Raw genomic sequence first — 26,395 nt, 5'->3', positions numbered from 1 at the left:
CCCCCCCTCCCCCCCCCCACCCCCCCCCCCCCCCCCCCCCCCCCCCCCCACTCCGGCGAACGCGTCGGCCGGCCGGGCGGTCGCGTAGCCGCCTAGGGTGAAGCGCGTGAACAGCGACGCAGCCGACGGGCTCGGCGCCGATCGGTCCGGGTCCGACCGGCCCGGGTCCGACCGGCCCGGGTCCGACCGGCCCGGGTCCGACCGGTTCGACGCCGACCGGTTCGAGGCCGGGCGGAACCGGCTGGCCGCGCTGGCGTACCGCCTCCTCGGCTCCGCCGCCGATGCCGAGGACGCCGTCCAGGACGCGTTCCTGCGCTGGCAGGCCGCCGACCGCGGGCGGATCGAGGTGCCGGAGGCGTGGCTGACCAAGGTCGTCACCAACCTGTGCCTCGACCGCCTCCGCTCGGCCCAGGTGCGCCGCGAACGCACGGTCGGCGCCTGGCTGCCGGAGCCGCTGCTCGACGGAGACCCGATGCTCGGCCCTGCCGACACGTTCGAGCAGCGCGAATCGGTGTCGCTGGCGGTGCTGACCCTCATGGAGCGGCTGTCCCCGGCGGAACGGGCCGTGTACGTGCTGCGCGAGGCCTTCTCGTACAGCCACGCCGAGATCGCCGGGATCCTGGACGTGACCGAGGCCGCGAGCCAGCAGCACCTGCACCGGGCGCGGCGCCGGGTCACCGCGACGCGTCGGGGCGGCGGCGCGGTCGACCCCGCGTCCGCCCGCAAGATCGTCGAGGAGTTCCTGACGGCCGCGGCCTCGGGCCGCACCGAACGGCTGGTCGCGCTGCTGACGGACGACGCGACCGCGGTCTCCGACGGCGCCGGCCTGACCGACAGGCTGCTGCGGTACGACACCCCGCGGCGCATCGCCGCCATCGCCCGCGCCGGCTTCCGGCCCACCGCCGCGAAGCGCCGTTTTGCCGGCGGCACGCCCGCCGCGCACTACGCCCTCGTCAACGGCGCCCCGGCGATTCTGTTCGTGGTCGAAGAGAAGGTCGTCGGGGCGGTGACGTTCGACCTCGCGGACGGCCGGATCGACACCGTCCGCGGCATCGCGGCCCCCGCCCGCCTCGTCCGCCTGAACGAGTCCTGGCGCGGCCACAATCCGGAGCCGCCGTTCATGAGCGAGTGGTGACATCCTCTCTGTCCTCAAGGGCGGAGATTCCCGCGTGCCGCGCCGTTGTCCGGTGCGTCTTCGGGTGGGTTCCTGTTTCGTCACGCGGCACGGTGGGTCCGTACCGGGCGGCCTTGCACTCCGGCATCCCCACGAACGCCGACCATCCCGCGTCGTGAACCGACTTCGCCGAGCGGGTTCGGACAAGACCCTTGACCGCCAGGCCCTCCACGGCGACCGCTTGGTCCTCCGCCCGCCGGGTTGGCTGACGGTGTGTGAGGTGCGGGTGACGCTCCCGGAGTTCGGATTTCCATCTGGTCACGGGTGACAACTCCTGATCGGTTGTGTCACGGCGTTGGGCTAGCATCGCCGTCCGCCGCTGGGCGCAACTGAACTGTCGTACGGGGCTGAAGCCGCACGTACGCAACGGGGGAACGGACGTGACACGCATGTCTCAACAGGCCGAATCGAACACCAGAAAGCTCCTCGGCGCCTTCCTGGGGCTGATCTTGTTCGGTGTGGTCGCCGTGGGCGGCCTGGTCGGATACTCGCAACTCGTCGACGACGGCAGCGGCCCGAACCGCAGCGCGCCGGTTTCGACCGCCTCGGACCAGCCCTACCCGACGCCGAATGCGACGAGCAGCCCGTCGACGGTGCCGCCGCCCTCGCCGTCGGCGACGCCTTCCGGGTCGGCGTCCTCCTCGGCGTCCGCGTCGCCGACCGCGGTCGACACGGGCCCCGGGTCCCGGACGTACGTGCCCGAGTTGCAGGAGGCCGCCGAGCGGGCGACCTCGGGCAACTCGAACGCGGCTCTGGTGGCCCTCGACATCCACACCGGCGAGATCGTCGCGGTGGTCAACCGCGGGCCGGGCATGTCGGGGCTGACGCCGCCGGGCTCGACGTTCAAGATCGTGTCGTCGGCGCTGCTGCTCAAGAAGGGCGTCGTCACGCCGGACAAGAAGGTGCCCTGCCCCAAGACCGCGATCGCGGGCCAGGCCTTCCACAACCTCGACAACTTCGAGATCCCGAACGCCACCTTCCGACAGGACTTCGCGCGGTCCTGCAACACCGCGTTTGTGAACCTGCGTTCGGAAATCGGCGACAGCGAGCTGTCCACGTTCGCCTCGGAGTATTTCGGCCTCAACAGCGAGTCCTGGCAGGTCGGCGAGGGCGGCACCACGGACGGCCGGGTGCCGCCGTCGCGCGGGGACGCCGACAAGGCCGCGCAGATGATCGGGCAGGGCTCGCTCCAGATGAACGCCATGACGATGGCCTCGGTGGTCGCCACGGCCGTCACCGGCAAGTTCCACCAGCCGATCCTGGTCCGCGGCGGGGACGTCCACAGGACGAGCAAGGCGCTGCCGCAGAACGTGGTGTCCGGCATCAAGGACATGATGCGGGCCTGCGCGACCAACGGGACCGCGGCGTCCACGTTCCAGGGCATGTCCGGAGTGGGGGCCAAGACCGGCACCGCCGAGGTCGGCAACGGCACGGACGGCTGGATGGTCGCCTACCGCGGCGACATCGCGGTGGCCGTGGTGGTCGAGGGCGGCTCCTCGGGGTCGGGGAGCGCCGGGCCGATCGTACGGAGCTTCCTGTCCGCCGTGCGGGCGTGACCGGACGAGCCGGGTGCCGTACGTGGGCAATCTCGACGTGAGCAATCTCGTGTCCCTCGCCCATCGCTCCGGTTCCCCTCCATCTGGCACCATGACCAGGTGAGCGATCTTCCCGAGGACCGCCCGGTCGCGTTCGCCGGCGGCCGAGCCGAGAGCTTCGTCGACCTCCTGAGCCTCGACGAGATCGAACAGAACATCTTCCGCGGCACCTGCCACGCCGGGGCGCCGCTGCGCGCCTTCGGCGGGCAGGTGGCCGCGCAGGCGCTGGTCGCGGCCGGGCGCACCGTCACCTCCGACCGGCACGTGCACTCGCTGCACGCCTACTTCCTGCGCCCGGGCCGGACGACGTCGCCGATCATCTACCTGGTCGACCGGGTGCGAGACGGCCGCTCGTTCACCACCCGGCGCGTGATGGCGGTGCAGAACGGCGAGACGATCTTCACGCTGTCCGCGTCGTTCAAGGTGCCCGAGGACACCCCCGAGCACCGCCGTGCGATGCCGGACGTACCGCGCCCGGAGGACCTGCCGGACCCGTACGAGGGCCTTCCGCGGTCCGCACGCGACCACTACGAGGTCTCCCAGACCCGGCTGGTCATGGACCTGCGGTTCGTCCCGAAGGACCCCGAGACCGTCACGCACCTCACGGACGGCATCCCGCACCAGCGGGTCTGGATGAAGGCCGCCGAGAAGCTGCCGGACGACCCGCTGCTGCACGTGTGCGCGATGGCGTACATGTCGGACCTCACCCTGGCCGGCACCGCCGCGGCCCCGCACATCACCGACCCGCAGAACCTCCAGATGGCGTCACTCGACCACGCCATGTGGTTCCACCGCCCGTTCCGGGCCGACGAGTGGCTGCTGTTCGCGCAGGCGTCCCCCACCGCACAGGACGCCCGCGGCTTCGCCATCGGCGAGTTCTACAACCACGACGGGGTGCTGGTCGCCCATGCCGTGCAGGAAGCGGTCATCCGCCAGCACTGACCGGGCGGGCGGAGGCCGACATCCGTGTCGGGCAAGGCCCCGCCCTGCGGCCAACCGGGGGGCAATGCGCCGTTCCTGGTGATCCGTGCCGCCCGGCCTCGCCGCATCCCCGGATGATCTCCACTTGAGACGAGACGGTCCGTCTTGACAAGCCATCTCCCGCGCATCACAATCACACTGTCATGACGAGACGATTCGTCTCGTCTCGTATCTCTCGCGAAGGCAGGACCCATTCACCCGGACCCAGGCACCTCGTCGACACCAGCACACATCGATCGGCTCGGCCGGGAACGGGAGGCACCTTCCATGCGCACCTCACAACTCACCCTCCGCGACGTCACCAAGCGGTACGGCGACACCCGCGTCCTCGACCGCGTCTCACTCACCGTCAGGCCCGGCGAAAAGGTCGGGGTCGTCGGCGACAACGGCTCCGGCAAATCCACGCTCCTGCGGCTGCTCGCCGGCCAAGAGCGCTGCGACAACGGCGAGTTGGCCGTGTGCGCGCCCGGCGGCACCGGCTACCTGCCGCAGACCATGCAACTCCCGGACCACGCAACCGTCCAGGACGCCGTCGACCTGGCCCTCGCGGACCTGCGCGCGCTGGAGGCCCAGATGCGCCGCGCCGAAGCACGCCTGGCGGACAGCGGGTTGGCGGACGGCTCAGTGGACGGCGCAATGAACGACGCGGAGGACGACGCCGTGGGCGACGCGGCGGGCGACGCGGCGGGCGACGCGGCGGGCGACGCGGCGGCGTACGCGGACTACGCGCGGCTCATCGAACGCTACGAAGCGCGCGGCGGCTACCAGGCCGACACCCGCGTGGGCATCGCCCTCCACGGACTCGGCCTGCCGCACCTCGACTTCGGACGGCGCCTGGACACGCTCTCCGGAGGCGAACGCGCCCGGCTCGCCCTCGCCGCCACGCTGGCCTCGCAACCGGAACTCCTGCTCCTCGACGAGCCCACCAACGACCTGGACGACGACGCCGTCGCGTGGCTGGAGTCGTTCCTGCGCGCGCACCGCGGAACAGTGGTCGCGGTCAGCCACGACCGGGTGTTCCTGGAACGCCTCACCACCGCGATCCTGGAGGTCGACGCCGGCCGGGTGGCCCGGCACGGCGACGGCTACGACGGCTACCTCCGCGCCAAGGCGGCCGAGCGCAGGCGGCGGCTCCAGGCGTACGAGGAATGGCGGGCCGAACTCGCCCGGAGCCGGCGGCTCGCCGCGTCCAACGTGGCGCGCCTGGACGCCATTCCGCGCAAGGTGCCGCTCAGTGTCTTCGGCCACGGCGGGTTCCGGGCCCGCGGCCGCGGCCACGGCGCGATGGTCCGGATCCGGAACGCCAAGGAGCGCGTCGCCCGGCTGACCGGGGCGCCGGTCGCACCGCCGCCCGAACAGCTCGTGCTCACCGCGGACATCGCCGTCTCCCCCGAAGCCGACGAGGCGACGACCACACCAGCGATCGCCGCCCAACCCACCGCCGCCCAACTCACCGACGTCCGCGTCGCCGGGCGGCTGCACATGCCGGACCTGCACATCCGGCCCGGCGAAAGGCTGTTGGTCACCGGACCCAACGGCGCCGGCAAGACCACCCTCGTGCGGGTCCTCGCAGGCGAACTCCGGCCCGACACCGGCTCGGTACGCACCCACGGGCGCGTCGGCCACCTCCGCCAGGAGGGCACGCCGTGGCCGCCCGGCCTGACCGTGGCCCAGGCGTTCGCCTTCGGCCGGGACGGCGACCCGGACGACCACACGCAAACCCTGCTCGCCCTGGGCCTGTTCGACGCGGCGGACCTCGACCGGCGGGTGGGCGACCTCTCGTACGGCCAACACCGCCGCATCGAACTCGCCCGACTGGTGAGCGAACCGGTGGACCTGCTCCTGCTGGACGAGCCGACCAACCACCTGTCCCCCGCCCTCGTCGAGGAGTTGGAAGAAGCACTGGCGAACTACCCGGGGGCGCTGGTGATCGTCACCCACGACCGCCGCATGCGCGCCCGCTTCACGGGCACGCATCTCGTCCTCCGCAACGGACACCCGGACGAGGCCCCGGCGACGTCGACAAGCCCGCGTCCACGGCCCGTGCGGACGCGTACGTGAGGACCGCGCCCCGGGAGATCCCCTCGGTCGGCGGCGGACCGCTCGTCCGGGCGCGTTTGTGAGCCGACGCGCCCGAGGTGCCCGCGGCCCGCTCCGCAGGCCGCGGGCCGCGGGCGTGCCGTTGCCCCGACCGGTCCGTACGATGGCTCGAAACGGTCGTGTTGTTCCCGGTCGGGTTGGGGTGGTGGGCGTGCCGCTGGTCGAAGCCGCGGTCGAGGTGCCCGTCGACATCGCCACTGCGTTCGCCGTGTCGCAGACGACCGGGGACGTGCGGAAGCGCTGGGATCCGTTCATCCGGCGCCAGCGGTTTCTGGACGGGGCGGTCGAACCCGCCAAGGGCGTCCGCACGCTGACGGTGCATCGGGCGGGGTTCCGGATGGTGAGCGAGTACGTCTCGTACCATCCTCCGACGAACGTCGGCATGCGCATGGTCAAGGGCTCGTGGTTCTTCGCCAAGATGGGCGGCGGCTGGCGGTTCACCCCGGTCGAGGGCCGCCCCGACCGCACCCTCGCCGTGTGGCGCTACAACTTCGGCTGCCGTCCACGCTGGCTCGCCCCGCTCGCCGACCGCATCGGCGCCGTCGTCCTGGGCCGCGAGATCAAGCGGCGCATCGCCCACTACGCGCGCGGGTGTTCCGATCCGGTGGTGCTGGCGGCGGTGCGGGGTGACGGTGCCTCAGAGGGCTGATCCGCTCGCCCGCAGCGCCGCGATCTCCTGGGCGGTGTAGCCGAGTTCGGCCAGGACGGCGCCGGTGTGCGCGCCGAGGGCCGGGACGGCGCCCATGGGCTGCTCGAATCCGCCGAGGACCGGGGGCGGCAGGAGGGCCGGGGTCGGGCCGCCGGGGGTGTCGATGGTGCGCCAGCGGTCGCGGGCGGCCAGATGCGGGTGGTCGACGACGTCGCTGGGCGTGTTGTAGCGGGAGTTGCCGATGCCCGCCTCGTCGGCGCGCCGCTGCACGTACTCCAGGGGGTGCCGGGCGCACCAGGCGGCGATGGCCTCGTCCAACTCGCCGCGGCTGCGCACGCGATCCGCGTTGCCCGCGAAGCGCGGGTCGTCGGCGAGGTCCTGACGCTCGATCAGCTCCCGGGCCAGCCGCTGCCATTCGCGGTCGTTGGTGGTGCCGAGGACGACCGTGTGCCCGTCGGCCGTGCGGTACGCGCCGTACGGCGCGACCGCGGGCGAGCCCATGCCGATCGGCACCTGGTCGACGCCCGAGTGCCGCGTGTAGGTGAGGGCGTACCCCATCATCTCGGCCATGGTGTCGAACATGCTGACCGACACCGCCGGGCCGACCGTCCGGCCCCGGCCGCGTCCGCGCCCGGCGAGCAGGGCCAGGACCGAGATCGCCGCGTAGAGGCCGGTGCAGACGTCCGCCATCGGCGGACCGGGCTTGGCCGGGGCGCCGGGGTGGCCGGTGATCGCGCAGGCGCCCGACTCGGCCTGGACGAGGAGGTCGTACGCCCGCTTGTGCGACAGCGGCCCGCCGGGCCCGTACCCGTCGACCTCGACGGCGATCAACTCCGGGTGGCGCGCGGCGAGATCGTCCGGGGCGATGCCCAACTTGCCGGTGGCGCCCGGCGCGAGGTTGGAGACCAGGACGTCCGCGCGGTCGAGGAGGCGGTGCAGGACCGCCATGCCCGCCGGGTCCTTGAGGTCGAGTGCCACCGATTCCTTGCCGCGGTTGAGCCATACGAAGTGCGCGGCCTGGCCGTGCACGACGTCGTCGTAGTGCCGGGCGAAGTCGCCGCCCTTCGGGTTCTCCACCTTGACGACCCGCGCCCCGAAGTCGCCGAGCGTGCGCGTGCACATCGGGGCGGAGACGGCCTGTTCGAGCGTCACCACGGTGACCCCGGCAAGCGGCCCCTCACTGTCGGACGCGGTCTCCGTGCGTTCGGACCTCATCATGAGCGCATCGTAACCAGGCGCTGCGCCGTGAGGGGCTCCGCTGTCAGGCGCGTTGCAACTGAGGCCGGCGTGGTCGGAGGCCGGTGCGGGGCCGTCACGCGGCGCCGCGGACGGGTCGGCTCGGGGCCGGAGTTCGCGACGCCTCCGGCTCGCGGGCCTCGCGTCCCGGCAGGGTGCCGGCGATCGCGGCGGCGAGCAGGGCCATGCCGCAGCCGATCAGCATGCCGACCCGGAAGCCGTTCTCGGACGGCAGCGCGTGGCCGCCGAAGTCGGTCGTCATGTGCGACAGGATCACGCCCACCACGGCCGCCGCGACGGCCGTCCCGACCGCACGCATCAGGGTGTTGAAGCCGTTCGCCGACGCGGTCTCGGTGTCCGGGACCGCCGCCATGATCAGCGCGGGCATGGCGCCGTAGCCGAGGCCGATCCCGGTGTTGACGATGCAGGTGACGATCATGACCGTCCACGGCGAGCCCATCAGGACGAGGGAGGAGCCGTACCCGAGGGCCATGACCAGGGCGCCGACGACGAGCGTGGTCTTGGGGCCGCGCGCGGCCGACAGGCGGGCGCCGACCGGCGACAGGATCATCATCATGAGCCCGGCGGGGGCCATCCACAGGCCCATCGCGAGCATCGACTGGCCGAGGCCGTAGCCGGTGGATTCGGGCAGTTGCAGGAGCTGAGGGAGAATCAGGGCCTGGGCGTACATGGAGAATCCGAGCACGACCGAGGTCGCGTTCGTCAGCAGGACCTGGCGGCGGGCGGCCACCCGCAGGTCGACGAGCGGGTCGCGGGTGCGCAGCTCCCACCATCCCCACGCGGCCAGCGCGACGACGGCCACGGCCAGCAGTCCGGTCGTCGTGGTGCTCCCCCAGCCCCAGTCCGAGCCCTTGGAGACGGCGAGGAGCAGGCTGACCAGCCCGATCCCGAGCCCGACGCCGCCGACGAAGTCGAAGCGTCCGACGTCCCGGCGCGGTGGGGTGTCCGGGACGCGGGCCCAGATCAGCGCCGCGACCAGGGCGCTCAGCGCGGCGGCGGCCCAGAAGAGGATGCGCCAGCTCGTGTTCTCCGCGACGCCCGCGGCGAGCGGCAAGCCGAGGGCGCCGCCGATGCCCATGGACGAGCTGATGAGCGCGATGGCGGAGCCCATGCGCTCCGGTGGCAGCAGGTCGCGCAGCGCGCTGATGCCGAGCGGGACCATGCCGGTGCCGAGACCCTGGAGGGCGCGTCCGACGACCATTGGGGCCAGCGAGTCGGCGAGGGCGCAGACCACCGAGCCCACGATCAGGGGGACGGTGCAGACGAGGAGCATGCGGCGTTTGCCGTACATGTCGCCGAGGCGTCCGGAGATCGGCGTCGCGACCGCGGCGGACAGGAGGGTGGCCGTGACCGCCCAGCTCGCGTCCGCGGCGGTGGTGTGCAGCATGCGCGGCAGCTCGCCGATGAGCGGCACCACCAGGCTCGACATCAGGGAGGCGACGATGCCCGCGAACGCCAGGACGCCGACGATGCCGCGCTCCCGGTCGGGCTGTGGGGGCTTGTCCACCGAGGGCTCTCCGATCTCCGGGCGCGCAGATGTGCACCGTACATGTCATGTGTGTCATGCACATGACGTGCAGTACACATATCATGTGTATGGCACACATCGCATGTGTCCTGCACAGGCTTGTAGGGTCGGTCGAACCGGCGGGCACATTGCGGGGAAATGCACGGGCAGAGCGGTGGGAGACGGTAGGCGCATGGACAAGCCCACGCACTTGATCGAGTTCGAGACCATGCTGCTCAGCAGGCACACGAACATGTCGGCCCGGTCGCGCGGCGAGGAAGGCCACCTCGACACCACGAGCTATGTGCTGCTCAGCCGCATCAGCGTCGAAGGCCCCATGTCGATTCGGCAGCTCAGCGAGGCATTCGGCCTGGACGCCTCCACGCTCAACCGCAAGACGGCCGCCATGCTCGCCGACGGTCTTCTTGAACGCATCCCGGACTCGGACGGCGGCATCGCGCGCAAGTTCCGGATCACCGAGGAGGGGCAGCGCCGCCTGTCCTCGGAGCGCGACGAGATGGTCGGCGGGCTGGAGAAGGTGCTCGCCGACTGGACGCCGGGCGAGGTCGCCGCTTTTGCCGCGATGCTCCAGCGGTTCAACACGGCGATCGAGGACCTCGCGGGACGGCCCTGGCCGCGTCCGTGAAATGACGGACACGAGCCGGGCGTTCCCGGATTCGCGTACGCGGGACGGTGATCGGGGCGGACGCACGCGAACACCGCGTGCGGGCGCGGCCGGTGCCGTGGCCGGGAGGGCACACGGCACCGGACAGGCGCGGCCCGGGACGCGCTAGGCGCCCGCTCCTTCTTCCGCGAACACCACGACCGAGCGGGCGCTTTCGCCGCCGCGCAGGGCGTCGTACCCCTCGTTGACCTCGTCGAGGGTGATGCGGCGCGAGACCAACTCGTCGAGGTGCAGGCGTCCTTGCAGGTACAGGTCGACGTAGCGCGGCATGTCGACGGTGAAGTTGTTCGAGCCCATGTGCACGCCGCGCACGGACTTGCCCTGTCCCCACAGCGCGTAGCCGGGGATGTCGACGGTGGCGCCCATGCCGCCGATGCCGACCACGTACATGGTCCCGCCCGGCCGCGTCATCGCGAGCGCCTGGGTCGACGTCGCGGCGTTGCCCACCGCGTCGAAGACGTGGTCGGCGCCGAGGCCGCCGGTGAGCGCGGCGACCGCCGCGACCGGGTCCCCCTCCGCCGCGTCGGTCGCACCGACCGACACCGCGAGGTCCCGCTTCACCGCGAGCAGGTCGACCGCGATGACGCGCCCGGCCCCGCGCAGGCGCGCGCCCTGGACGATGTTGAGGCCGATGCCGCCGCAGCCGATCACCGCGACGGTCTCCCCCGCGCGGATGTCCGCGGTGTTGAACGCGGCGCCCACGCCCGTGGTGACCGCGCACCCGATGATCGCCGCGAGGTCGAGCGGCATGTCCTTCGTGATGGCGACGACCGCGTTCTGGTGCAGCAGCATGCGCTCGGCCAGGCCGCCGACACCCGCGTTCGCACCGACCGCCGTGCCGTCCGGCAGCGCGAGCCGCGGCGGCAGGGCGGCGGTGCGCTGGATGGCCTGCTTGTCCACACACAGCCACGTCTCGCCGCGCACGCAGAGCGCGCACTTGCCGCAGAACGCCGACAGGCAGGCGATGACGTGGTCGCCGGGCACGACCCGGGTGACACCGGGGCCGACGTCCACGACCACGCCGGAGGCCTCGTGCCCGAGGACCGCCGGGGCGGCGATCGGGATCTTGCCGTCCAGCAGGTGGATGTCGGAGTGGCACAGGCCCGCGGCGGCGGTCGCCACCAGGACCTCGCCCGGCCCGGGGGCGGCGGTGTCGACGTCGACCACGGCCAGTGGTTGACCGGGCTCGCGGAACAGCGCTGCGCGCATGCTTACTCCTCCATACTCTTCGGACGTTCTCTCGGAAGCTCCGGCGGCGGGCACCAGACCGATGCTGCGACCGCCCGCGGACGCTCAGCCCCCGCCCGGCACCGCATACGCCCACGCCGCCGGGACGTTGACGTTATGCCGACCGAGTTCAGAGAGGGTGCGAATGCCCATGAGAGCCATGTCACGCTCGATCTCGGTGTTGAGGATGCGCAACACCGCGTCGACCCCTTGGCGTCCCCCCGCGGCGAGCCCCCATACCCACGGCCGCCCGACCATGACCGCTTTCGCGCCCAGCGCCAGGGCCTTCAGGATGTCGGTGCCGCGCCGCACCCCGCCGTCGATGAGGACCTCGACGCCGGTGCCGTCCAGCGCGTCGGCGACCTCGGGGAGGGCGCGGATCGCGGCGGGCAGGCCGTCCAACTGCCGGCCACCGTGATTGGAGACGATCACGCCGTCGACCCCGGCGGCGTGCGCGCGGCGCGCCTGCTCGGCGGTCGTGATGCCCTTGACCAGCAGCGGGCCCTCCCACAGCCGCCGCACCAGGGCCAGTTCGTCGGCGGAGAAGCCGGGCACGAACTTGGCCTCGAACCGCGTCGCCTGGTGCACCGCGTTCATGCCGCCGGTCACGCCGGTCTCGGCGATGTTGCCCATCCGGATCCCCGGACCGGCGGCCAGGGTCGCGACCCAGCGGCCGAACCGGACCGGGTGGCGCACGACTTCGGCGACGTTGTCGCGGCTCAGGCGCGGCGGCATGGTGAACCCGGTGCGGCGGTCCGCCTCGCGGTTGCCGCCGACCGGGGTGTCGAGGGTGACGACCAGGGCCTCGCAGCCCGCGCGGGCGGCGAGTTCGACGTACGGCGTGAAGTCGTCGGCGTTCCCCCACGGGTAGAGCTGGAACCACAGCGGCCCCGGGCACTTCTCCGCGATCGCGGTGACCGAGTGGCTGGACGCCATGCTCACCGTGAACACCGTCCCCGCCGCGTGCGCCGCCCCGGCACCGGCGAACTCCGCGTCCCGGTGCTGGATTCCGGGCATGCCGGTGGGGGCGAGCAGGACCGGGGAGGCGAGCGTACGGCCGAACAGCGTGACCGAGCGGTCGCGTTCGCGCACATCCGTCAGCAGGTTCGGACGCAGCGTCAGTTCCTCGAAGGAGCGGAGGTTGGCCCGGTGCGTCGTGAAGTCCTCGGCGGCACTGTCGACATAGCTGAACGGCAGGGCGCACGAGCGCTTCCGGGCGAGGGCCCGGACGTCCTCGATGTTCTGCGGCCCCGCGCCGGGCTCGGCGCGGCCGGTCACCAGCCTGCCGAGGTCGGCGAGCAGGGGGCGGGCGAGTGCGGTGAGACCGCCGAACCGGTCCTCGGCCACGGGGGTTTCCTTCCTGTGCCGGGCCTGGGCCTGGGCCCGAGCCGGTGCGTGCTGCGGGCGCTCCGGTGCCTCGGCGTCGGTCATCGCCGGGTCCCCGCGGGTACCTGCGCGGCGGGTGTCCGACCGGCGGTCCCGGGGCGGTACTTCGCGGCGATGGCAGCGAGGCGGCCGGGGTAGTCCTCGGGGCCGAGGACGGCTTCGATCAGGACCATGCGGTCGGGGTTGCGGTCGGCTTCCGCGAGGGCGGCGTCGAGTTGCGCGGCGGTGGTGACGCGCCGGGAGAGCGCGCGGTCGCCCGCGCCGAACGCGGCCGGGAGGTCGGCGTACCGCCAGGGCGCGATGTCGTTGTACGGCGCGTCCGTCGGGTGGATCGCTCGCTCGATCGTGTAGCCGCCGTTGTTGAGGACCAGCACCACCGGCGCCGCCCCCGCCCGGGCCATCGTGCCGAGTTCCTGCGCGGTGAGTTGCAGCGACCCGTCGCCGATCACCAGCAGGGTCCGCCGGTCGGGGGCGGCCACGCAGGTGCCGAGGGCGGCGGGCAGCGTGTAGCCGATCGAGGACCACAGCACCTGGCTCACCACGGTCACGCCGGGCGGCATGCGCGTGTCCACGACGCCGAAGAAGGCCGTTCCCTGCTCCACGACGACGACGTCCCCGGGCCGGACGAATGCGGCGAAGCGGTCGCCCAGCGCGGCCTGGGTCAGCGGCGCGTGCGGTTCGGCGTCCACCCGGGCACGCGGGGGCTGTTCGGGCAGCGGAAAGCGCACGGCCGCGTCGCGCACGATGCCCGTGAGGACCGCGAGGGCCTCGGCCATCGGCAGGTCGCGGAAGACCGCGTCGCCGACACGTGTCTCGGACGCTCCGACCTCGATCGTGCGGCCGGCCGGGAACGCGTGCGTGAAGCCGCCCGAGTTGCCGTCGCTGATCAGCACGCCGACGGTGATGAGGCAGTCCGCCTGCTCGACCACCGCGCGGGTGCCGGGGGCACTGGCCGCTCCGACGTACATCCCGGCGAAGGTGGGGGCGCTCTCGTCCACGACGCCCTTGCCCATGTTCATCGCCGCGGCGGGCAGCGGTCCGGCGGCGACGAGGTCGGCCAACGCCTCGTGCGCGCCGTGCCGCTCCGCGAGGTGGTCGGCGAGGACGGCGGGACGGACGGCGCCGGCCAGCAGCCCCGCCGCCACGGCGCGGAACCCGGCAAGCAGGTGCGGCGGCACCGGGGCGACCTCCGGCAGCAGCGGTTCGTCGGGGGCGGGCGCCGGGGCGTGCACGAGGTCGGTCGGCAGCGCGATGCGGACCGGGCGCTTGTGCTCCCAACACGACCGCAGCACGCGGTCCATCTCCTCGGCGGCGTGCTCGGCGGTGAGGGTGACGCGGTCGCAGGTCACCTCGGCGTGCAGGCGCTCGAAGCGGCCGAAGTCGCCGTCCGCCATGGTGTGGTGCATGGGCAGCCGGGCGTCCGCGGCACGGGTCGAGGGGGCCCCGACGATCTCGACCACCGGGACGGATTCGGCGTACGCGCCGCCGATGCCGTTGACGGCGCTCAGCTCGCCGACGCCGAAGGTGGTCAGGACGGCTCCCGCGCCGCGCAGTCGGGCGTAGCCGTCGGCGGCGTAGGCGGCGCCCAGTTCGTTGCAGGTGCCGACGAAGCGGAGTTCGGAGGCGTACACCTCGTCCAGGAACGCGAGGTTGTAGTCGGCGGGCACGCCGAACAGGTCCTCTACGCCCAGTTCGCGCAGCCGCGCGATCAGCCGGGTGGCGACGGTGGTCATCGGGTGGCCTCCGAGGGTGGTGCGGGTGGGCGGGTCCGGGCAGGGGCCGCCGCGACCGCCGGTCGGCGGCAGGATTAGCCAATGGCTAAACGCATGCGGAGTCAAGGCCCGCGACACGCCGGGGCAGGGGACGGCCGCCTGGCGGGTCGGGCGATTTAGGCTGATTTCGGCTGTCGCGGTTTCCGTCGCCGTCGAACGCCGACCGTCGCCGCACCCGGCCGCCGCCGACCGCGGTGCCGGAGCCGGCCCGCCCGTCCCACACGGGCGGTCACACGACTTCCCGGGATGAGGTGGCCGTGCGTGTCCGGTGACATCCGGCAGGACCGGGCCGCCGCCGCGCCGTCGCGCGACGCGGCGCTGATGGCCAGTTGGCAGAGCTTCTGCCACATCATCCGGCACCGCATCCGGCACGTGTTCTGGAAGCTGCCCGAGGCGGCGGACCGCACCGGCCTCGGGCGGGGCGAGATCCCGCCCGCGGACATCCTGCGCGAGATCGGCGGGATCATCGCCTCGCTCGACCTGATCCGCACCATCGCCCCCGACCGCGAGCTGTGGCGCGCGCGGTGGCACCACCCGGACGAACGCGTCGACACGGCCGCCGCCCTCGGGACGCTGCCCGAGGGCCTGTCCACCCGATCGAACCGCATGAGCCCCGCCGGGATCCCGATGTTCTACGGCGCCACCGGCGCGGACACGGCCCGCGCCGAGGCGGTGGCCTCCGCCGTGCCGGACGCAGCGCTGACGGTCGGCGCGTTCCGGGTCAGTCGTCCGGCCACGATCGTGGACTTCACCGAACTTCCACCGGTCCCCTCGCCGTTGGATGCCGCGTCCGGCCACCTGAGCCAATGCGTGGCCTTCCTGCGGGACTTCGTCGGCGACCTCGCCCGCGAGGCCCGGCCCGACTTCGCCGAGATCGACTACGTCCCCACCCAGGTCGTCACCGAATTCCTGCTGCACGCCTGGGACTACGGGGTCCCCGTCGACGGCATCGCCTACCGCTCCACGCAACACGAGGGCCGCTGCGTGGTGTTGGACGTCAAGTCCGAGCAGTGCGTCGATCCGGTGAAGCCGACCGGCCCCGATGCTGTGCCGACACCGGCCCCGCTCCCGGACGGCCGCGACGTCCTGCGCCTCACGTTGGCCCCCGAGACACTGCGCTCGTACTCCGCCGCCGACGCGCCGCCTTCACGCCGCCCCGGCCCTCCTTGATGCGGCGTCACCTCCGGGCGACGGGCGACGGGCGACGGGCACCCCGCACCCGGCGGACGGCGGATGGCGGACGGCGGACGGCGGACGGCGGACGGCGAACGGACGCACCGGGCGCCCGTTCGCCGAGGGCGGCTTCGCCGAAGGCGTCAGTTCCGGGTGGACTTCGGCAGCAGCAACCAGGCCGCGAGCACCGTCGCCGCGAGCAGCACCGCCTCGGCGACCGCGGCGGCGCGCATGCCCGGCAACGAGAACCCGGTGCCGTCCGCGCTGACCGCCATCGCGCCGAACGCGGCGACGGCGAGCGCGCCGCCGGTCTGGCGCAGGGCGTTCAGCAACCCCGTCGCGGTGCCGACGCGTTCCGCCGGGACGCTGTCCATGAGCTGCGCGGTGAACGCGGGGACGGAGAGCGCGCCGCCGATCGCCAGCGGGACCAGCAGGACGAGCACCAGCCAGATCGGCGTCGTCGCGTCCAGCGGGATCAGCGCGAGCATCGCCACCGCCATGACGAACTGGCCCACGGCGATCACCGGGCGCCGTCCGACGCGTTCCGCGAGCCGTGGCGACACCAGGTTCGTGCTGGTGATGATCGCGGCCATCGGCACGAACATCAGGCCCGCCTCGATCGCCGACATGCCGCGCAGGTTCTGGTAGTAGAGGCCGAGCAGGAAGATCCCGCCGTAGAACGCCGAATTGACGGCGAATCCGAACACCAGCGGCAGTACGACGGGACGCTCCCGCAGCATGCCGAGCGGAACCATCGGCGCCGGGTGCCGCCGCTCGACCACCGCGAACAGCGCGGCGGCCAGCAGCGATACGGCGAACGCGACCGCCACGCGCGAGTCGGTCCAACCCGCGTGGCCGCCCTCGATGACCGCGTACGCCAGCCCCGCGAGCGCGAGGACGGCGGCAGCCTGCCCGCCGAGGTCCAGTGGCGCGGGCCGCGGCACCGACCGCTCGGTGCGGGCCAGCAGCAGGAGGATGACCGCGCCGAGCGGCAGGTTGAGCAGGAACACCGCGCGCCAGCCCGGGCCTTCGGTCAGCAGGCCGCCCAACACCGGTCCGGCGGCCATCGCGACCGAGCCGCCGACCGTCCACAGCGCGACCGCCCGGGCCCGCTGCCGGGGTTCGTCGTACGCCTGCCGGACCAGCGCCAGCGACGCCGGGATCACGATCGCCGCGGCGGCCCCCTGCGCGACGCGCGCCGCGATCAGCGTGCCGATCCCGGGGGCCAGCGCGCAGGCGAGCGAAGCCAGCGTGAACAGGGCAACACCCCACCCGTACGCGCGCCGCGCCCCGGCGCGGTCCGACAGCGCACCCGCCGACAGCATGAGCGCCGCGAGCATCAGGGTGTACGCGTCGACGACCCATTGCAGCCCGGTCATGCCGCTGTGCAGCGACGAGCCGATCGCGGGCAGGGCGATGTTGACGGCGGACACGTCGATCGAGATGACGGTGAAGCCGAGCAGGGCCGCAACCAGGGCGTACGGCGTCGTCCGCCGCTCGGGCGCGGGGCAGGCGGCGTCGGCCCCGCGCCGGGCGGAGTGGGACGCGGCCCCGGAAGCGTCGACGGCGGACCCGACGGAGTCGATGGAGGCGGAGTCGATGGAGGCGGAGTCGATGGAGGCGGCCGAGTCGGGCGCCCGTGTCGCCCCGGTGCCGCCCGTACCGCGGGCGCGGCGCCACGGCACCCGCACCCGTCCCGACGCCTTCGGCGACGACGCGGAACCCGCCGGTGCCTGCTTGTGGGAGGCCGACTGGGCGGTCGACGGCCGGGCGACCGGACTCGGCGTGACGGGCGAGGACGACTTGGCAGCGGCGTCGGCCCCGGCGTCGGTACCGGCGGACGCGGTGGGCTCGGTGGTCTTCATGGACGGGCCTCCATCGCGATGACTACGGCATTGTGAACCGCTGACTGCGGGATGCGGAGCCGCACCGCGCGCTACGGACTGCACACCACGCACCACGGACTGTGGAGCTCGCGGGAAAGCACACTGCGAACCGCGAACTCCGGTGGGGCAAGGGACGAAAGTGGCGGGCGGCTCCCGGTCGCCGGGTCCGCGGTCCGGTGTCGTGCACCCCCTGGGATCCGGCGGCCTGGCCGCCCGCCGCCTCCACACTCTCGCGGCGCCCGCGTCCGCGGGAGGCCGCGGTCCACCGGGGCGCGGCGTTCCTGGGTGCGACACGGCCCCCCACCCGCGCGACCCGCCTGGGACACTGAACCAATGGCACAAAGCACCGAACTGGGCAGATACCTGCGGGCCCGCCGCGCTCTCGTGCGGCCCGAGGACGTGGGGCTGCCCGCCGGGGCCGGGATCCGGCGCACCCCCGGTCTGCGGCGCGAGGAGCTGGCTACCCTCGCGGGGGTGAGCGTCGACTACTACACGCGGCTGGAGCGCGGCCGGGAGACCAACCCGTCACCGGCGGTGATCGACGCGGTCGCCCGCGCACTGCGGCTGTGCGAGGACGCGTACGCCCGACTCCACGAACTGGCCGACCTCGCGTCGGGCCGGACCGCCCCGGCAGACCCCGCCGCCGCCCTCGGAGACGGTGTACCGACCGTCCGCGCGTCGGTGCTGCGTGCGCTGGAGGCGCTGCGGCCGCTGCCGGCGTACGTGGTCAACCGCGTCAACTTCATGCTCGCCGCCAACCCGCCCGGGCGCCGGCTGACCCCTGGCCTGTGGGATCTGCCGCCCGAGCAGCGGAACCTGACGCGGTATCTGTTCCTGCACCCGATGGGACGCAGGCTCTACCTGCCGTGGGAGGAGACCGTCGCCGCCTCGGTCGCGCATCTGCGCGCGGTCGCCGGGGCCGACCCGGACTCTCCCGAGTTGGCCGCACTCGTCGGCGAACTTCTGCTCAAGTCACCGGACTTCGCGAAGCTGTGGGAACGCTACGAGGTGTTCGAACGCGGCGGCGGCAGCAAGACCTTCGACCACCCCAAGGCCGGGGTCATGACGCTGGACTTCGAGGTCATGCAGCTCGGCCGAACGGGTGGCGTCCGCATGGTCGTCTACAGCGCCGAGCCGGGCGGACCGGACGAGGCTGCGATGCTGCGCCTCGACTCCGCAGCGCGCCCCGGCGGCCCGGCCGACGGTGAGGCCGACCGCAAGGACGACCTTGCCGCCGAGGACCCGCCCGCAGCCGGGCGTCCCGACGAACGCAACCCCCGTACGCAGAAATCCGACTGACAGCCCCTCACTCTTCCGGTGCGGGCAGTCCCGGCCCGTCGAACCGGTCCAGCGTCACGAACTCCGGTACGGCGCGCCGGGACAGCTTGCGCGGGTGGCGGTCCGGCACGCCGAGCGCGAGCATCGCGGCGACGGCGTACGGCCGCGGCAGACCCAGCAGTTCCTTGACCTCCGCCTCGCGGCGGCACAGGAACGTGGTGAGCACCCCGCCCAGCCCCTCGTTGCGCGCGGCCAGCAGGATGTTCTGCGCGAACGGGTAGACGGACGCCCCGCCGACCACACTCTGCCTCGGCAAGTCTCCGTCGGTGACCGCCAGTTGCCGCAGGTCGACGGCCAGCACCGCAACGACCGGCGCCCGTTCCAGCTCGTCCACGAACTTGTTGCGCGGTGCCGGGGCCGCGAAGTCGACGTCCGCGGCCGGGCCCTGCCAGCGCCCGTCCTCGCCGGGAGCGAACGGCACATGCCCGGCGGTGGCGTAGGCCGCGTACTCCTCCCACCCGGCGCGCGACAGCTCGCGCAACCGGCCGCGCACCTCGGCGGACCGCGCCAGCACCACGTGCCAGCCCTGCCGGTTGCCGCCGCTGGGCGCGAATCGGGCGTTGTCGAACACGCGCGCCAGCGTCTCGTCGGGCACCGGCTCGTCCGTGAAGCGGCGCACCGCGCCGGTGGTGCGCACCACGTCGGTGAATTCCATACCGTCCTCCTGGCGATTCCCGGACTCCCGGCGATCCCGGACTCCCGGCGATTCCCGGGACGCGCCCGGTCGGACCAGGTGCCGGTGAACCTTGCGGGTCGCAGCACTAGTGTGGGACAGCGGGACGTCGGCGTTGAGGAGGACACGATGCCACAGCCGGAGGGGCCCGAACTGGCCCGTGTGCGAGCGCGGCGCGACGACCTGCGGGACCGCTACCTGCACACCGGGGCCGCCCGCCCGGTCACTCCCGCGCGGGGCATCCACCACGCCGCGTTCATCTGCCGCGACGTCGAGGAGACCATCCGCTTCTACCAGGAGTTCCTTGGCTTCCCGCTGGTGGAGCTGGTGGAGAACCGCGACTACGCGGGGTCGAGCCACTTCTTCTTCGACGTGGGCGGCGGCAACCTGCTGGGCTTCTTCGACTTCCCCGGCCACGACCACCCCGCGTTCGGCGAGACGATCGGCGGCATCCAGCACCTCGCGCTGTCGGTCGACGAGGCTTCCTTCGCCCGCCTGAAGGGTGTGCTGGACGCCGCCGCGACGACCTACCTCGGGCCGGACCGCGGCGTCGAGGACAGCATCTACATCGAAGACCCCAACGGCCTTCGCGTGGAGTTCTACTGCGAGGAGCCGGGCGCGTTCCTCGGCAAGCGCCTCGTGGACTGACGCGGGCGTCACACCGGTGCCGGGCCGCACCACGCCGGCGCCTCGCCGGTGAGGGGCGCCGCGGCCGCCACCGTCACCCGCGCGGGCGGCGGTGTACGAACCGGGTTTGGCGCGCGCTTCCGCACTCGGGCGAACTGTCGTGCGCGCTCGCTAGGTTGGGCGGCATGAGCCTTTCTCTCAGCGTCTTCATCGTCGACCCGACCCTGCCCCGCGCCGCGATCGGATCGGGGGACGTGCGCACGCGCCGGGCCATCGGCGGGCGCTTCAAGAAGCAAATGGCCCGTGACGACGAGTACTTCGCGAGCGAGATCGAGGCGGGTGCACCGAGCCTGTACGAGGCGCTGACCGCGGTCGTGGACGGCGGTCCGTTCGGCGCCGCGCACGCGTTCCAGTACGGCTACGCGTACCGCATGATCTGCGCGTTCCACGGCCGTCAGATCTGGGGCAACAACTTCTCACCGTTCAAGTTCGGCTGGCTCGCGCGGGTCGACGAGTCGCTGAAGGCGATCGGCGTGGACGCCGTGCAGGTCTCGGAGTTCGGGTACGGGCTGCCCTCGCCGCTGCCGACCACCGACCTTCCCGGTCACGGCGTCTGGTCGCCGGAGGACTGCGCCACGGCACTCGCGCAGTACGAGGCGGTCACCGAGGACCAGTTGGGCGCGCTGGACCGCGAGGTGCGCGAGGCGATCGAGGAGTGCGCGGAATGGCTGCGCGAGGCGTGCGCCCGCGAGGGTCGGGGGGTCGTGGGGTTCATGTCCTGACGACGCGCGGCCTGGCTGCCCCCGTCAGGCCGCACCGCCGGGCATACGGCATCCGGACCCCCGGGCGCACCGCTTTCGGGTGATGATCGGCGGCCGCCGGTTGCCCGTCCCGAGCGGGCTCGTTGGGAGGGTATGCGCCGCGAACCCGCGGTGTTGAGGGTGGAACGGAGAACCACGTGAACACGTTCAAGAAGGCTACGATCCTGGCCGCGGGCAGCGCCGCCCTGATCATGGCCGGCGCCGGTGCGGCCAGCGCCGAGGCCGAGGCGGACGGCGCGGCCGTCGGCTCGCCGGGCGTCATCTCCGGCAACCTGGTGCAGGTGCCGGTGCACGTGCCGGTCAACGTGTGCGGCAACAGCGTCAACGTCATCGGTGTCCTGAACCCGGCGTTCGGCAACATCTGCGCGAACGTCGACGGTCACTGACCGACCGGCGGCACCTGACCGACCGGCAGACGGCGGGCGTCCCCGCACCCGAACACGTCGGCTGACCAGGCCGGTCGCAGCGGGGGCACCGTTTTGCCCGCAGTTCCTCCATGTCCGTCCGAGCCCCGCGGCGATGCCATCGCCGCGGGGCTCGGACGTCTCAGCGCCCGCGTCCGCAGAAGCGCAGCTTCCACGGCATCAGCGCCGACTCCAACTGCACCGCGAGGCTCATCTTCGACACACCGTCGGCGCGCTCCTCGAAGCGGATCGGCACCTCGACGATGCGCATCCCCTGCTTGACGGTGCGGTAGTTCATCTCGACCTGGAACGCGTAGCCGTTACTGCGGATCGTCGCGACCTCGATGGCCCGCAGGGTGTCCGCCCGCCAGGCCTTGAACCCGGCCGTGGCGTCCTTGACGCCGAGCCGGAGGATCACGTTGACGTAGCGGTTCGCCCACGCGGAGAGGGCCTTGCGGTGCCACGCCCACTGGCTGGCGACCTCGCCCCCGCGGACGTAGCGCGAACCGAGGACGACCGCCGCGCCGGAGTCCTCCGCGAGCCTGGCGACCATCGTGGGCACCACCGACGAGGGGTGCGAGAGGTCGGCGTCCATCTGGACCACGATGTCGGCGCCCTCGTCGAGCGCGCGCGTGATGCCGGCCACGTACGCGCGGCCGAGCCCGTCCTTCTCGGTGCGGTGCAGCACGCCGACCGGGACGTCCGCCTCCCGGGCGAGCTTGTCCGCGACATCGCCGGTGCCGTCCGGCGAGTTGTCGTCGACCACGAGCACGTGCAGGTTCGGCAGCCCCAGCCCCGCGAGCATGTCGACCAGGACCGGGAGGTTGTCCCGCTCGTTGTAGGTCGGCACGACAACGGTGACTTTGGGGTCGGTCTCGCCCATGATCATTCCCACTCGTCGGACATGCGCCCTCAGCGGCAGGCGACCTGACTCGCCGCCGACAAGGTCGCGAACGGTACGGGAACTCTACGGGCCGGGCCTCCCCGCGTGCCAACCGGCGGCCCCCGGAGGGACCGCCGGTCCGGGCGTCAGCGGGGCAGGGCGGCGAGTGCCGCGTCGGGGCTGCCGTGCCACCAGGTGGTGATCGGGTCGTAGACCGCGATGCCGCGCGGCGAGGCGCCGATCTCCCGGGCGGAGAACGTCGTACCGATGTGCGCGGGGTCGGCCGCGACCGTGAGCGTGGGCGCGTAGCGGGTGTTGCCGCTGCGGTCGTCGGTGCCGATCGCGGCGTACACCTCCTCGCCCGGGTCGAGCGCGTGCCGGGCGCTGGACGCGGGCGGCTCGGGACGCGCGGATCCGTCGAGCCCGCCGAAGGTGACGGTCGGGAACCGGTCCACGGTGCACGCGGGGCCCTGGTTGACGACGCGGACGAGAACCACGGCGCGCGCGATGGGCGGGATCTGCCGGGCCTCGACGGACAGGTCGTCCTGGACGCACGGCGGCGGCAGTGCGGCGGCAGCGGTGGCCGGCGTCGAGGCCGCGGCGCCGACCGCCGGGGCGGCGGCAAGGCCGGCCAGGGGCAGGAACGCGGCGGCGGCAGCAGTGGCAAGGGCACGGTCGGTACGGGGTGTACGCATGCGAACGGCCTTTCCACCGAACGGTTGGATATGCCCGCCTTCACTCTTTCGAGCGACCCGAGCAACCCGGGGCCGACTCCAGGACGTCCAAGAAAGGCCAGGAACGTCCCACTTGCAGAGGGGAAATCCTTCATGCCCCGACGACGAATCCGCAGCGCGCTGGTCGCCGCCGCATGCGCGGGTGCGCTGACCGCCTCCCTGTCCGGCTCCGCCTCCGCCACACCCGGGCCGCAGTACTCCGCGAAGGAAGTCGGCCGGTTCCTGCACCACTTCTACGGCAAGACCGGCCCCACCGCGTGGGAGCGCGAGCACCTGGTGTCGGAGGACCTCAGGCAGCGCGCCGAGGAGGCCCCGCCGGGCTTCGACCTGATCATGTGCACCCGCAACGCGCCGGAGGACATCGACATCGGCCCCGTGACCACGGCGCAGTCGGCGGGCGTCGGGTGGGCCACGGTGTTCCTGGCCTGGGGCCCGGGCCAGGAGATCGCGGCGTTCACGGCGTACGTGGACTTGGACAAGAGCCGGTCGCTCAAGCTGCTGGACGTGAACTGCGAGCCGCCCGAGGCGTGACGGCTGCGCGGGGCACCCGGCCCGGAGTCCGCCCCGGGGCACCCCCAGGTCCGCCGACGATCGCCCCGACATGCATCAGGCCGGACACCCGCCGCACGTTTATTCGAACCAACTGACGCGCGCGAACCCGCCGTACGTTCCATGTGCGGCGGGCTCGCGCGTCGTGCCGCGGGCGGCGGCGGGGGCTGGGGCATCGCCCGGATCGGCGCATCGGGCAGCCGGCGGCGCCCGGCTCGCCCCGCTACGCGTCGGCCAGGACGCGGTCGAGGGCGGGGCGTACGACTGCGCGGACCGCCGCGGCGTCGTCCAGGTAGCAGCCGACGGCCAGGCCGTCGCGGAGGAGCATCAGTATCTCGGCGGTCTCCGTCGCCCGCGGGTCGCCCGCCGAGGCGAGCAGTTCGGCCATCACGCCGCGGAACCACGCGCGGTGGTCCAGCACCGACTGCCGCACCGGGTGCCCCGCGTCCGGGAACTCCGCGGCGGCGTTGATGAACGGGCAGCCGCGGAAGCCCGGTTCCCGACCGATCTCGGCCATCCGGTCGAACACCGAGAGCAGCACGTCGCGCGGCTCCGTGCCGGCCGAGGCGTCCCGCAGCGCGGCGACGGCATCCCGCTGGGCGCGGTACTGCTCGTCGAGGTACGCGTGCACGAGTGCGTCCTTCGCCGGGAAGTGGTGGTAGAAGGTCGCCTTGGCAACCCCGGCCTCGGCGATGATCCGGTCGATGCCGACAGCGTGCACGCCCTCCGCGTAGAAGAGCGCGGTCGCGGTGTCGAGTACGCGGCGGCGGGCCGGGCTCTCGCGGCGGCGCACTTCTTCCTTCGTGGTCACTCCGTTGACGTTACCAGACAGGTCTGTCTATGCTCGGATCCACAACTTAGACAGACCTGTCTGTCTATATCGCACGTCCGTCCGGCCGAGCCGTCGGATCATCCAGAGGGGCCACACCATGAGCAGCATGTACACCGCCATCGCCACGTCCGCGGGCCGCGACCGTCGCGCGGTCAGTTCCGACGGGCAGTTGGACGTCCAGCTCGGATTGCAGAAGGAGCTGGGCGGCACCGGAGTCGGCACCAACCCCGAGCAACTGTTCGCCGCGGGGTACGCGGCCTGTTTCGCCAGTGCCATGCGGCTCGTCGCGCAGCGACAGAAGGTCGACGCCGCCGATGCCGCCGTCACCGCCGAGGTCGGCCTGCACGCCAACGGCGAGGGCGGCTTCTCGCTGTCCGTGACGCTCCGCGTCGAGTTGCCCGGGCACCTGTCCGAGGAGGAGGGACGCACGCTGGTCGAGGCGACGCACCAGGTTTGCCCGTACTCGAACGCGACGCGCGGCAACATCCCGGTGGAGCTCGTCGTCGAGTAATCGTCAGGCGTGGCTTCATCGGGCCGCCCCGGGGAAACGCCCTTCACCCGATCCGGTGCAAGTCCGCCCTCGCCGGGGTGACTTGCCCGTCGCTCGCCACCGCAATGGGCCGGGCACGGCACTACGTTCGGTGCCGTGCCGGCCCCCAAGCACCGCCGCGGGGGCGGTCGTCAGCAACGGACAGTCCGGCGACGCCGGAGACCGCTTCTGTATCCGGGCCCAGGCAGCCCGCCGACCCCGGCTCCGCAGCGGCGCCGGAACCGGTCCCCGCTCCCCCGCGACCGCGTCACCGTCGCAGCGACCGCGTCACCGACGCGCTGGCCGACGCCCGAGCGGTGCCGTACCTCCTCGCGGTCGTCTTCTACCTTCTGTACGCCACCTGCTGCGGCGCGACCGGCGCGGGAAGCGCGCCCGGACGGGCCGCACGATCGGCCGAAGGGCGGCGGGACGGCGGGACCGCGGCGGATACTTGACTGTGTCAGACGCCCGTGGTCCGATGCGCGGCATGAGCGAGCAGAGCGGAGCCATTGCCCGTCCGCGCACGTCGACACGCGACACCGGGGAGGCGCGGGCCGCCGTGGGCGCGTGGCTGCGCACCCGCGTACCCGACCCGGACGCCGAGGTTCTTGACCTCGACATCCCGTCCGCGAACGGCATGTCGAGCGAGACGCTGCTGCTGACCGCCCGCTGGACCGAGCAGGGCGCCCCGGTCGAACGGCGGCTCGTGCTACGGCTCGCGCCCCGCGGCGACGCGGTGCCGGTGTTCCCGCGTTACGACCTGGCCGCGCAGTTCGAGTCCATGCGGCTGGTCCGCGACCACGTCCCGGTGCCGGACGTGCACTGGTACGAGCCCGATCCGGCGCCGCTGGGCTCGCCGTTCTTCGTGATGGAGCGTCTGGACGGGCGCGTGCCACCGGACATCCCGCCGTACGTCTACGGCTCGTGGGTCACCGAGCTGTCCGCGCAAGCGCGTTCGGAGATGCAGGACGCAACGGTCGGGGTGATCGCCGCGCTGCACCGCATTCCTGACGCCGCCTCAACCTTCGCGTTCCTGGATCGCGAGGCGCCGGACGGACGTTCCACGCTGCGCCGCCACGTCGACGCGACCCGGGCGTACGCCGACTGGGCCACCGGCGGCCGCCCGTCGCCGCTCATCGACCGCGGGTTCGCCTGGCTGGACGCCAACTGGCCGGGCGAGGAAGGCCCGACGGTGCTGTCCTGGGGCGACTCGCGGGTCGGCAACATCATGTACACCGAAGGGCGGGACGTCCGGCCGGCCGCGGTGCTCGACTGGGAGATGGCCGCGCTCGGCGTCCCCGAACTCGACCTGGCCTGGCTCGTCGACCTGCACCGCATGTTCCAGACCGGGGCCGAACGACGCGGCGTGCCGGGCCTGCCGGACTTCCTGCGCTGGGCGGACGTGGCGGCGCACTACGCCGAACTCACCGGCTACCAACCTCGCGACGAGGACTTCCACCAGGTGTACGCGACCCTCCGCATGTCGGTGGTCACGCTGCGCACGCAGCTCCGCGCGGTGCGCTTCGGCGAGATCGAGATGCCGGAGGATCCTGACGACCTCATTCGAGCGCGGTGTGATCTGGAGGAGCTGATCACGGGCTGAGCGCGGGCCG

The 26,395-nt window shown here is 72.9% G+C and carries 24 protein-coding genes and 1 pseudogene; 14 read left to right on the top strand and 11 right to left on the bottom strand.

Translation table 11 applies throughout. The annotated features are described in order from the left end of the window. The first annotated feature begins 106 nt into the window (after positions 1-106). On the top strand, positions 107-1,135 hold the full coding sequence (locus ACRX5S_RS22795; RefSeq protein WP_436774892.1) for a sigma-70 family RNA polymerase sigma factor: 1,029 nt from the start codon (positions 107-109) through the stop codon (positions 1,133-1,135). Between the two features lie 91 nt (positions 1,136-1,226). On the opposite strand, the pseudogene ACRX5S_RS22790 reads toward ACRX5S_RS22795, so the two are convergent. Then, positions 1,227-1,361 (bottom strand): annotated as a pseudogene (locus tag ACRX5S_RS22790) (RNA-guided endonuclease TnpB family protein); the annotation flags it as partial. A 202-nt stretch (positions 1,362-1,563) separates the two neighbouring features. Between ACRX5S_RS22790 and ACRX5S_RS22785 the strand changes: the two are divergent. The 4 genes from ACRX5S_RS22785 to ACRX5S_RS22770 all read left to right on the top strand — a co-directional run bounded on the left by ACRX5S_RS22785 (position 1,564) and on the right by ACRX5S_RS22770 (position 6,499). Then, positions 1,564-2,730, top strand: coding sequence for a penicillin-binding transpeptidase domain-containing protein (locus ACRX5S_RS22785; RefSeq protein WP_436774953.1), 1,167 nt, complete (start codon positions 1,564-1,566; stop codon positions 2,728-2,730). A gap of 99 nt (positions 2,731-2,829) precedes the next feature. Beyond that, the gene (locus ACRX5S_RS22780; RefSeq protein WP_436774891.1) at positions 2,830-3,711 is read left to right on the top strand and encodes an acyl-CoA thioesterase; all 882 of its coding nucleotides are present in this window, start codon (positions 2,830-2,832) and stop codon (positions 3,709-3,711) included. 306 nt (positions 3,712-4,017) lie between these two features. Further along, positions 4,018-5,811, top strand: coding sequence for a TlrC/CarA/OleB/SrmB family ABC-F type ribosomal protection protein (locus ACRX5S_RS22775; protein ID WP_436774890.1), 1,794 nt, complete (start codon positions 4,018-4,020; stop codon positions 5,809-5,811). A 190-nt stretch (positions 5,812-6,001) separates the two neighbouring features. Beyond that, complete coding sequence (locus ACRX5S_RS22770; protein WP_436774889.1) at positions 6,002-6,499, top strand: SRPBCC family protein; 498 nt, start codon at positions 6,002-6,004, stop codon at positions 6,497-6,499. On the opposite strand, the gene ACRX5S_RS22765 is transcribed toward ACRX5S_RS22770, so the two are convergent. Further along, positions 6,488-7,714 carry a CaiB/BaiF CoA transferase family protein gene (locus ACRX5S_RS22765; RefSeq protein ID WP_436774952.1) on the bottom strand — a complete coding sequence of 409 codons (1,227 nt, stop codon included), beginning with the start codon at positions 7,712-7,714 and terminating at the stop codon, positions 6,488-6,490. The genes ACRX5S_RS22770 and ACRX5S_RS22765 overlap by 12 nt on opposite strands. A gap of 97 nt (positions 7,715-7,811) precedes the next feature. Beyond that, positions 7,812-9,263 carry an MFS transporter gene (locus ACRX5S_RS22760; RefSeq protein WP_436774888.1) on the bottom strand — a complete coding sequence of 484 codons (1,452 nt, stop codon included), beginning with the start codon at positions 9,261-9,263 and terminating at the stop codon, positions 7,812-7,814. 193 nt (positions 9,264-9,456) lie between these two features. Between ACRX5S_RS22760 and ACRX5S_RS22755 the strand changes: the two genes are divergently transcribed. Beyond that, positions 9,457-9,909 carry a MarR family winged helix-turn-helix transcriptional regulator gene (locus ACRX5S_RS22755; protein ID WP_436774887.1) on the top strand — a complete coding sequence of 151 codons (453 nt, stop codon included), beginning with the start codon at positions 9,457-9,459 and terminating at the stop codon, positions 9,907-9,909. Positions 9,910-10,053: 144 nt separating this feature from the next. On the opposite strand, the gene ACRX5S_RS22750 is transcribed toward ACRX5S_RS22755, so the two are convergent. From ACRX5S_RS22750 to ACRX5S_RS22740, 3 genes are all read right to left on the bottom strand, one after another. After that, a complete protein-coding gene (locus ACRX5S_RS22750; RefSeq protein WP_436774886.1) occupies positions 10,054-11,157 on the bottom strand; it encodes a Zn-dependent alcohol dehydrogenase in 1,104 nt (367 codons plus the stop codon). Between the two features lie 84 nt (positions 11,158-11,241). After that, a complete protein-coding gene (locus ACRX5S_RS22745; RefSeq protein WP_436774885.1) occupies positions 11,242-12,606 on the bottom strand; it encodes an alpha-hydroxy acid oxidase in 1,365 nt (454 codons plus the stop codon). Continuing rightward, a complete protein-coding gene (locus ACRX5S_RS22740; RefSeq protein ID WP_436774884.1) occupies positions 12,603-14,294 on the bottom strand; it encodes an alpha-keto acid decarboxylase family protein in 1,692 nt (563 codons plus the stop codon). Before ACRX5S_RS22740 ends, ACRX5S_RS22745 begins: the two co-directional genes overlap by 4 nt. A gap of 300 nt (positions 14,295-14,594) precedes the next feature. On the opposite strand from ACRX5S_RS22740, the gene ACRX5S_RS22735 reads away from it, so the two are divergent. Next, positions 14,595-15,503, top strand: coding sequence for an RES domain-containing protein (locus tag ACRX5S_RS22735; protein ID WP_436774883.1), 909 nt, complete (start codon positions 14,595-14,597; stop codon positions 15,501-15,503). Between the two features lie 146 nt (positions 15,504-15,649). On the opposite strand, the gene ACRX5S_RS22730 is transcribed toward ACRX5S_RS22735, so the two are convergent. Beyond that, positions 15,650-16,969: an MFS transporter gene (locus ACRX5S_RS22730; RefSeq protein WP_436774951.1), complete on the bottom strand. Its 1,320-nt coding sequence runs from the start codon at positions 16,967-16,969 to the stop codon at positions 15,650-15,652. Between the two features lie 756 nt (positions 16,970-17,725). Here ACRX5S_RS22730 and ACRX5S_RS22725 point away from each other — a divergent pair. Then, complete coding sequence (locus ACRX5S_RS22725; RefSeq protein WP_436774882.1) at positions 17,726-18,691, top strand: helix-turn-helix domain-containing protein; 966 nt, start codon at positions 17,726-17,728, stop codon at positions 18,689-18,691. 7 nt (positions 18,692-18,698) lie between these two features. Here ACRX5S_RS22725 and ACRX5S_RS22720 read toward each other — a convergent pair whose 3' ends face one another. Beyond that, positions 18,699-19,385 (bottom strand): nitroreductase family protein, encoded by a 687-nt coding sequence (locus ACRX5S_RS22720; protein WP_436774881.1) that lies wholly within the window; start codon positions 19,383-19,385, stop codon positions 18,699-18,701. A 147-nt stretch (positions 19,386-19,532) separates the two neighbouring features. On the opposite strand from ACRX5S_RS22720, the gene ACRX5S_RS22715 reads away from it, so the two are divergent. From ACRX5S_RS22715 to ACRX5S_RS22705, 3 genes are all read left to right on the top strand, one after another. After that, a complete protein-coding gene (locus tag ACRX5S_RS22715; RefSeq protein WP_436774880.1) occupies positions 19,533-20,051 on the top strand; it encodes a VOC family protein in 519 nt (172 codons plus the stop codon). 164 nt (positions 20,052-20,215) lie between these two features. Continuing rightward, positions 20,216-20,812 carry a DUF7691 family protein gene (locus ACRX5S_RS22710; protein WP_436774879.1) on the top strand — a complete coding sequence of 199 codons (597 nt, stop codon included), beginning with the start codon at positions 20,216-20,218 and terminating at the stop codon, positions 20,810-20,812. A 230-nt stretch (positions 20,813-21,042) separates the two neighbouring features. Further along, positions 21,043-21,237: a chaplin gene (locus ACRX5S_RS22705; protein ID WP_436774950.1), complete on the top strand. Its 195-nt coding sequence runs from the start codon at positions 21,043-21,045 to the stop codon at positions 21,235-21,237. Between the two features lie 160 nt (positions 21,238-21,397). Here ACRX5S_RS22705 and ACRX5S_RS22700 read toward each other — a convergent pair whose 3' ends face one another. After that, positions 21,398-22,138, bottom strand: a complete 741-nt coding sequence (locus ACRX5S_RS22700) for a polyprenol monophosphomannose synthase (RefSeq protein ID WP_436774878.1) — start codon at positions 22,136-22,138, stop codon at positions 21,398-21,400. 146 nt (positions 22,139-22,284) lie between these two features. Continuing rightward, entirely contained in the window at positions 22,285-22,833 is a 549-nt protein-coding gene (locus tag ACRX5S_RS22695) for a DUF4232 domain-containing protein (RefSeq protein WP_436774877.1), read from the bottom strand. Positions 22,834-22,965: 132 nt separating this feature from the next. On the opposite strand from ACRX5S_RS22695, the gene ACRX5S_RS22690 reads away from it, so the two are divergent. Then, on the top strand, positions 22,966-23,403 hold the full coding sequence (locus ACRX5S_RS22690) for a hypothetical protein (RefSeq protein WP_436774876.1): 438 nt from the start codon (positions 22,966-22,968) through the stop codon (positions 23,401-23,403). A gap of 241 nt (positions 23,404-23,644) precedes the next feature. Here the strand turns inward: ACRX5S_RS22690 and ACRX5S_RS22685 are convergent, their stop codons facing one another. After that, a complete protein-coding gene (locus ACRX5S_RS22685; protein ID WP_436774875.1) occupies positions 23,645-24,232 on the bottom strand; it encodes a TetR/AcrR family transcriptional regulator in 588 nt (195 codons plus the stop codon). 118 nt (positions 24,233-24,350) lie between these two features. Here ACRX5S_RS22685 and ACRX5S_RS22680 point away from each other — a divergent pair, with 118 nt between their 5' ends. Continuing rightward, positions 24,351-24,764, top strand: a complete 414-nt coding sequence (locus tag ACRX5S_RS22680; RefSeq protein ID WP_436774874.1) for an organic hydroperoxide resistance protein — start codon at positions 24,351-24,353, stop codon at positions 24,762-24,764. Between the two features lie 505 nt (positions 24,765-25,269). Next, positions 25,270-26,385 (top strand): phosphotransferase family protein, encoded by a 1,116-nt coding sequence (locus ACRX5S_RS22675; RefSeq protein ID WP_436774873.1) that lies wholly within the window; start codon positions 25,270-25,272, stop codon positions 26,383-26,385. The last annotated feature ends 10 nt before the right edge of the window (positions 26,386-26,395 follow it).

The organism is Yinghuangia sp. YIM S09857, from assembly GCF_051388915.1.
Lineage (GTDB): Bacteria > Actinomycetota > Actinomycetes > Streptomycetales > Streptomycetaceae > Yinghuangia.
The sequence above is the reverse complement of the archived record's forward strand: the minus strand, read 5'-3'. Positions and strand labels throughout refer to the sequence as shown.

Bases quoted from the DNA above. Each gene is read 5' to 3' on its own strand.
- ACRX5S_RS22695 (WP_436774877.1), bottom strand. From the start codon at position 22,833: ATGCGTACACCCCGTACCGACCGTGCCCTTGCCACTGCTGCCGCCGCC.
- ACRX5S_RS22740 (WP_436774884.1), bottom strand. From the start codon at position 14,294: ATGACCACCGTCGCCACCCGGCTGATCGCGCGGCTGCGCGAACTGGGC.
- ACRX5S_RS22675 (WP_436774873.1), top strand. From the start codon at position 25,270: ATGAGCGAGCAGAGCGGAGCCATTGCCCGTCCGCGCACGTCGACACGC.
- ACRX5S_RS22755 (WP_436774887.1), top strand. From the start codon at position 9,457: ATGGACAAGCCCACGCACTTGATCGAGTTCGAGACCATGCTGCTCAGC.
- ACRX5S_RS22775 (WP_436774890.1), top strand. From the start codon at position 4,018: ATGCGCACCTCACAACTCACCCTCCGCGACGTCACCAAGCGGTACGGC.
- ACRX5S_RS22785 (WP_436774953.1), top strand. From the start codon at position 1,564: ATGTCTCAACAGGCCGAATCGAACACCAGAAAGCTCCTCGGCGCCTTC.
- ACRX5S_RS22700 (WP_436774878.1), bottom strand. From the start codon at position 22,138: ATGGGCGAGACCGACCCCAAAGTCACCGTTGTCGTGCCGACCTACAAC.
- ACRX5S_RS22745 (WP_436774885.1), bottom strand. From the start codon at position 12,606: ATGACCGACGCCGAGGCACCGGAGCGCCCGCAGCACGCACCGGCTCGG.
- ACRX5S_RS22690 (WP_436774876.1), top strand. From the start codon at position 22,966: ATGCCCCGACGACGAATCCGCAGCGCGCTGGTCGCCGCCGCATGCGCG.
- ACRX5S_RS22765 (WP_436774952.1), bottom strand. From the start codon at position 7,714: ATGAGGTCCGAACGCACGGAGACCGCGTCCGACAGTGAGGGGCCGCTT.
- ACRX5S_RS22680 (WP_436774874.1), top strand. From the start codon at position 24,351: ATGAGCAGCATGTACACCGCCATCGCCACGTCCGCGGGCCGCGACCGT.
- ACRX5S_RS22715 (WP_436774880.1), top strand. From the start codon at position 19,533: ATGCCACAGCCGGAGGGGCCCGAACTGGCCCGTGTGCGAGCGCGGCGC.
- ACRX5S_RS22710 (WP_436774879.1), top strand. From the start codon at position 20,216: ATGAGCCTTTCTCTCAGCGTCTTCATCGTCGACCCGACCCTGCCCCGC.
- ACRX5S_RS22705 (WP_436774950.1), top strand. From the start codon at position 21,043: ATGGCCGGCGCCGGTGCGGCCAGCGCCGAGGCCGAGGCGGACGGCGCG.
- ACRX5S_RS22750 (WP_436774886.1), bottom strand. From the start codon at position 11,157: ATGCGCGCAGCGCTGTTCCGCGAGCCCGGTCAACCACTGGCCGTGGTC.
- ACRX5S_RS22725 (WP_436774882.1), top strand. From the start codon at position 17,726: ATGGCACAAAGCACCGAACTGGGCAGATACCTGCGGGCCCGCCGCGCT.
- ACRX5S_RS22720 (WP_436774881.1), bottom strand. From the start codon at position 19,385: ATGGAATTCACCGACGTGGTGCGCACCACCGGCGCGGTGCGCCGCTTC.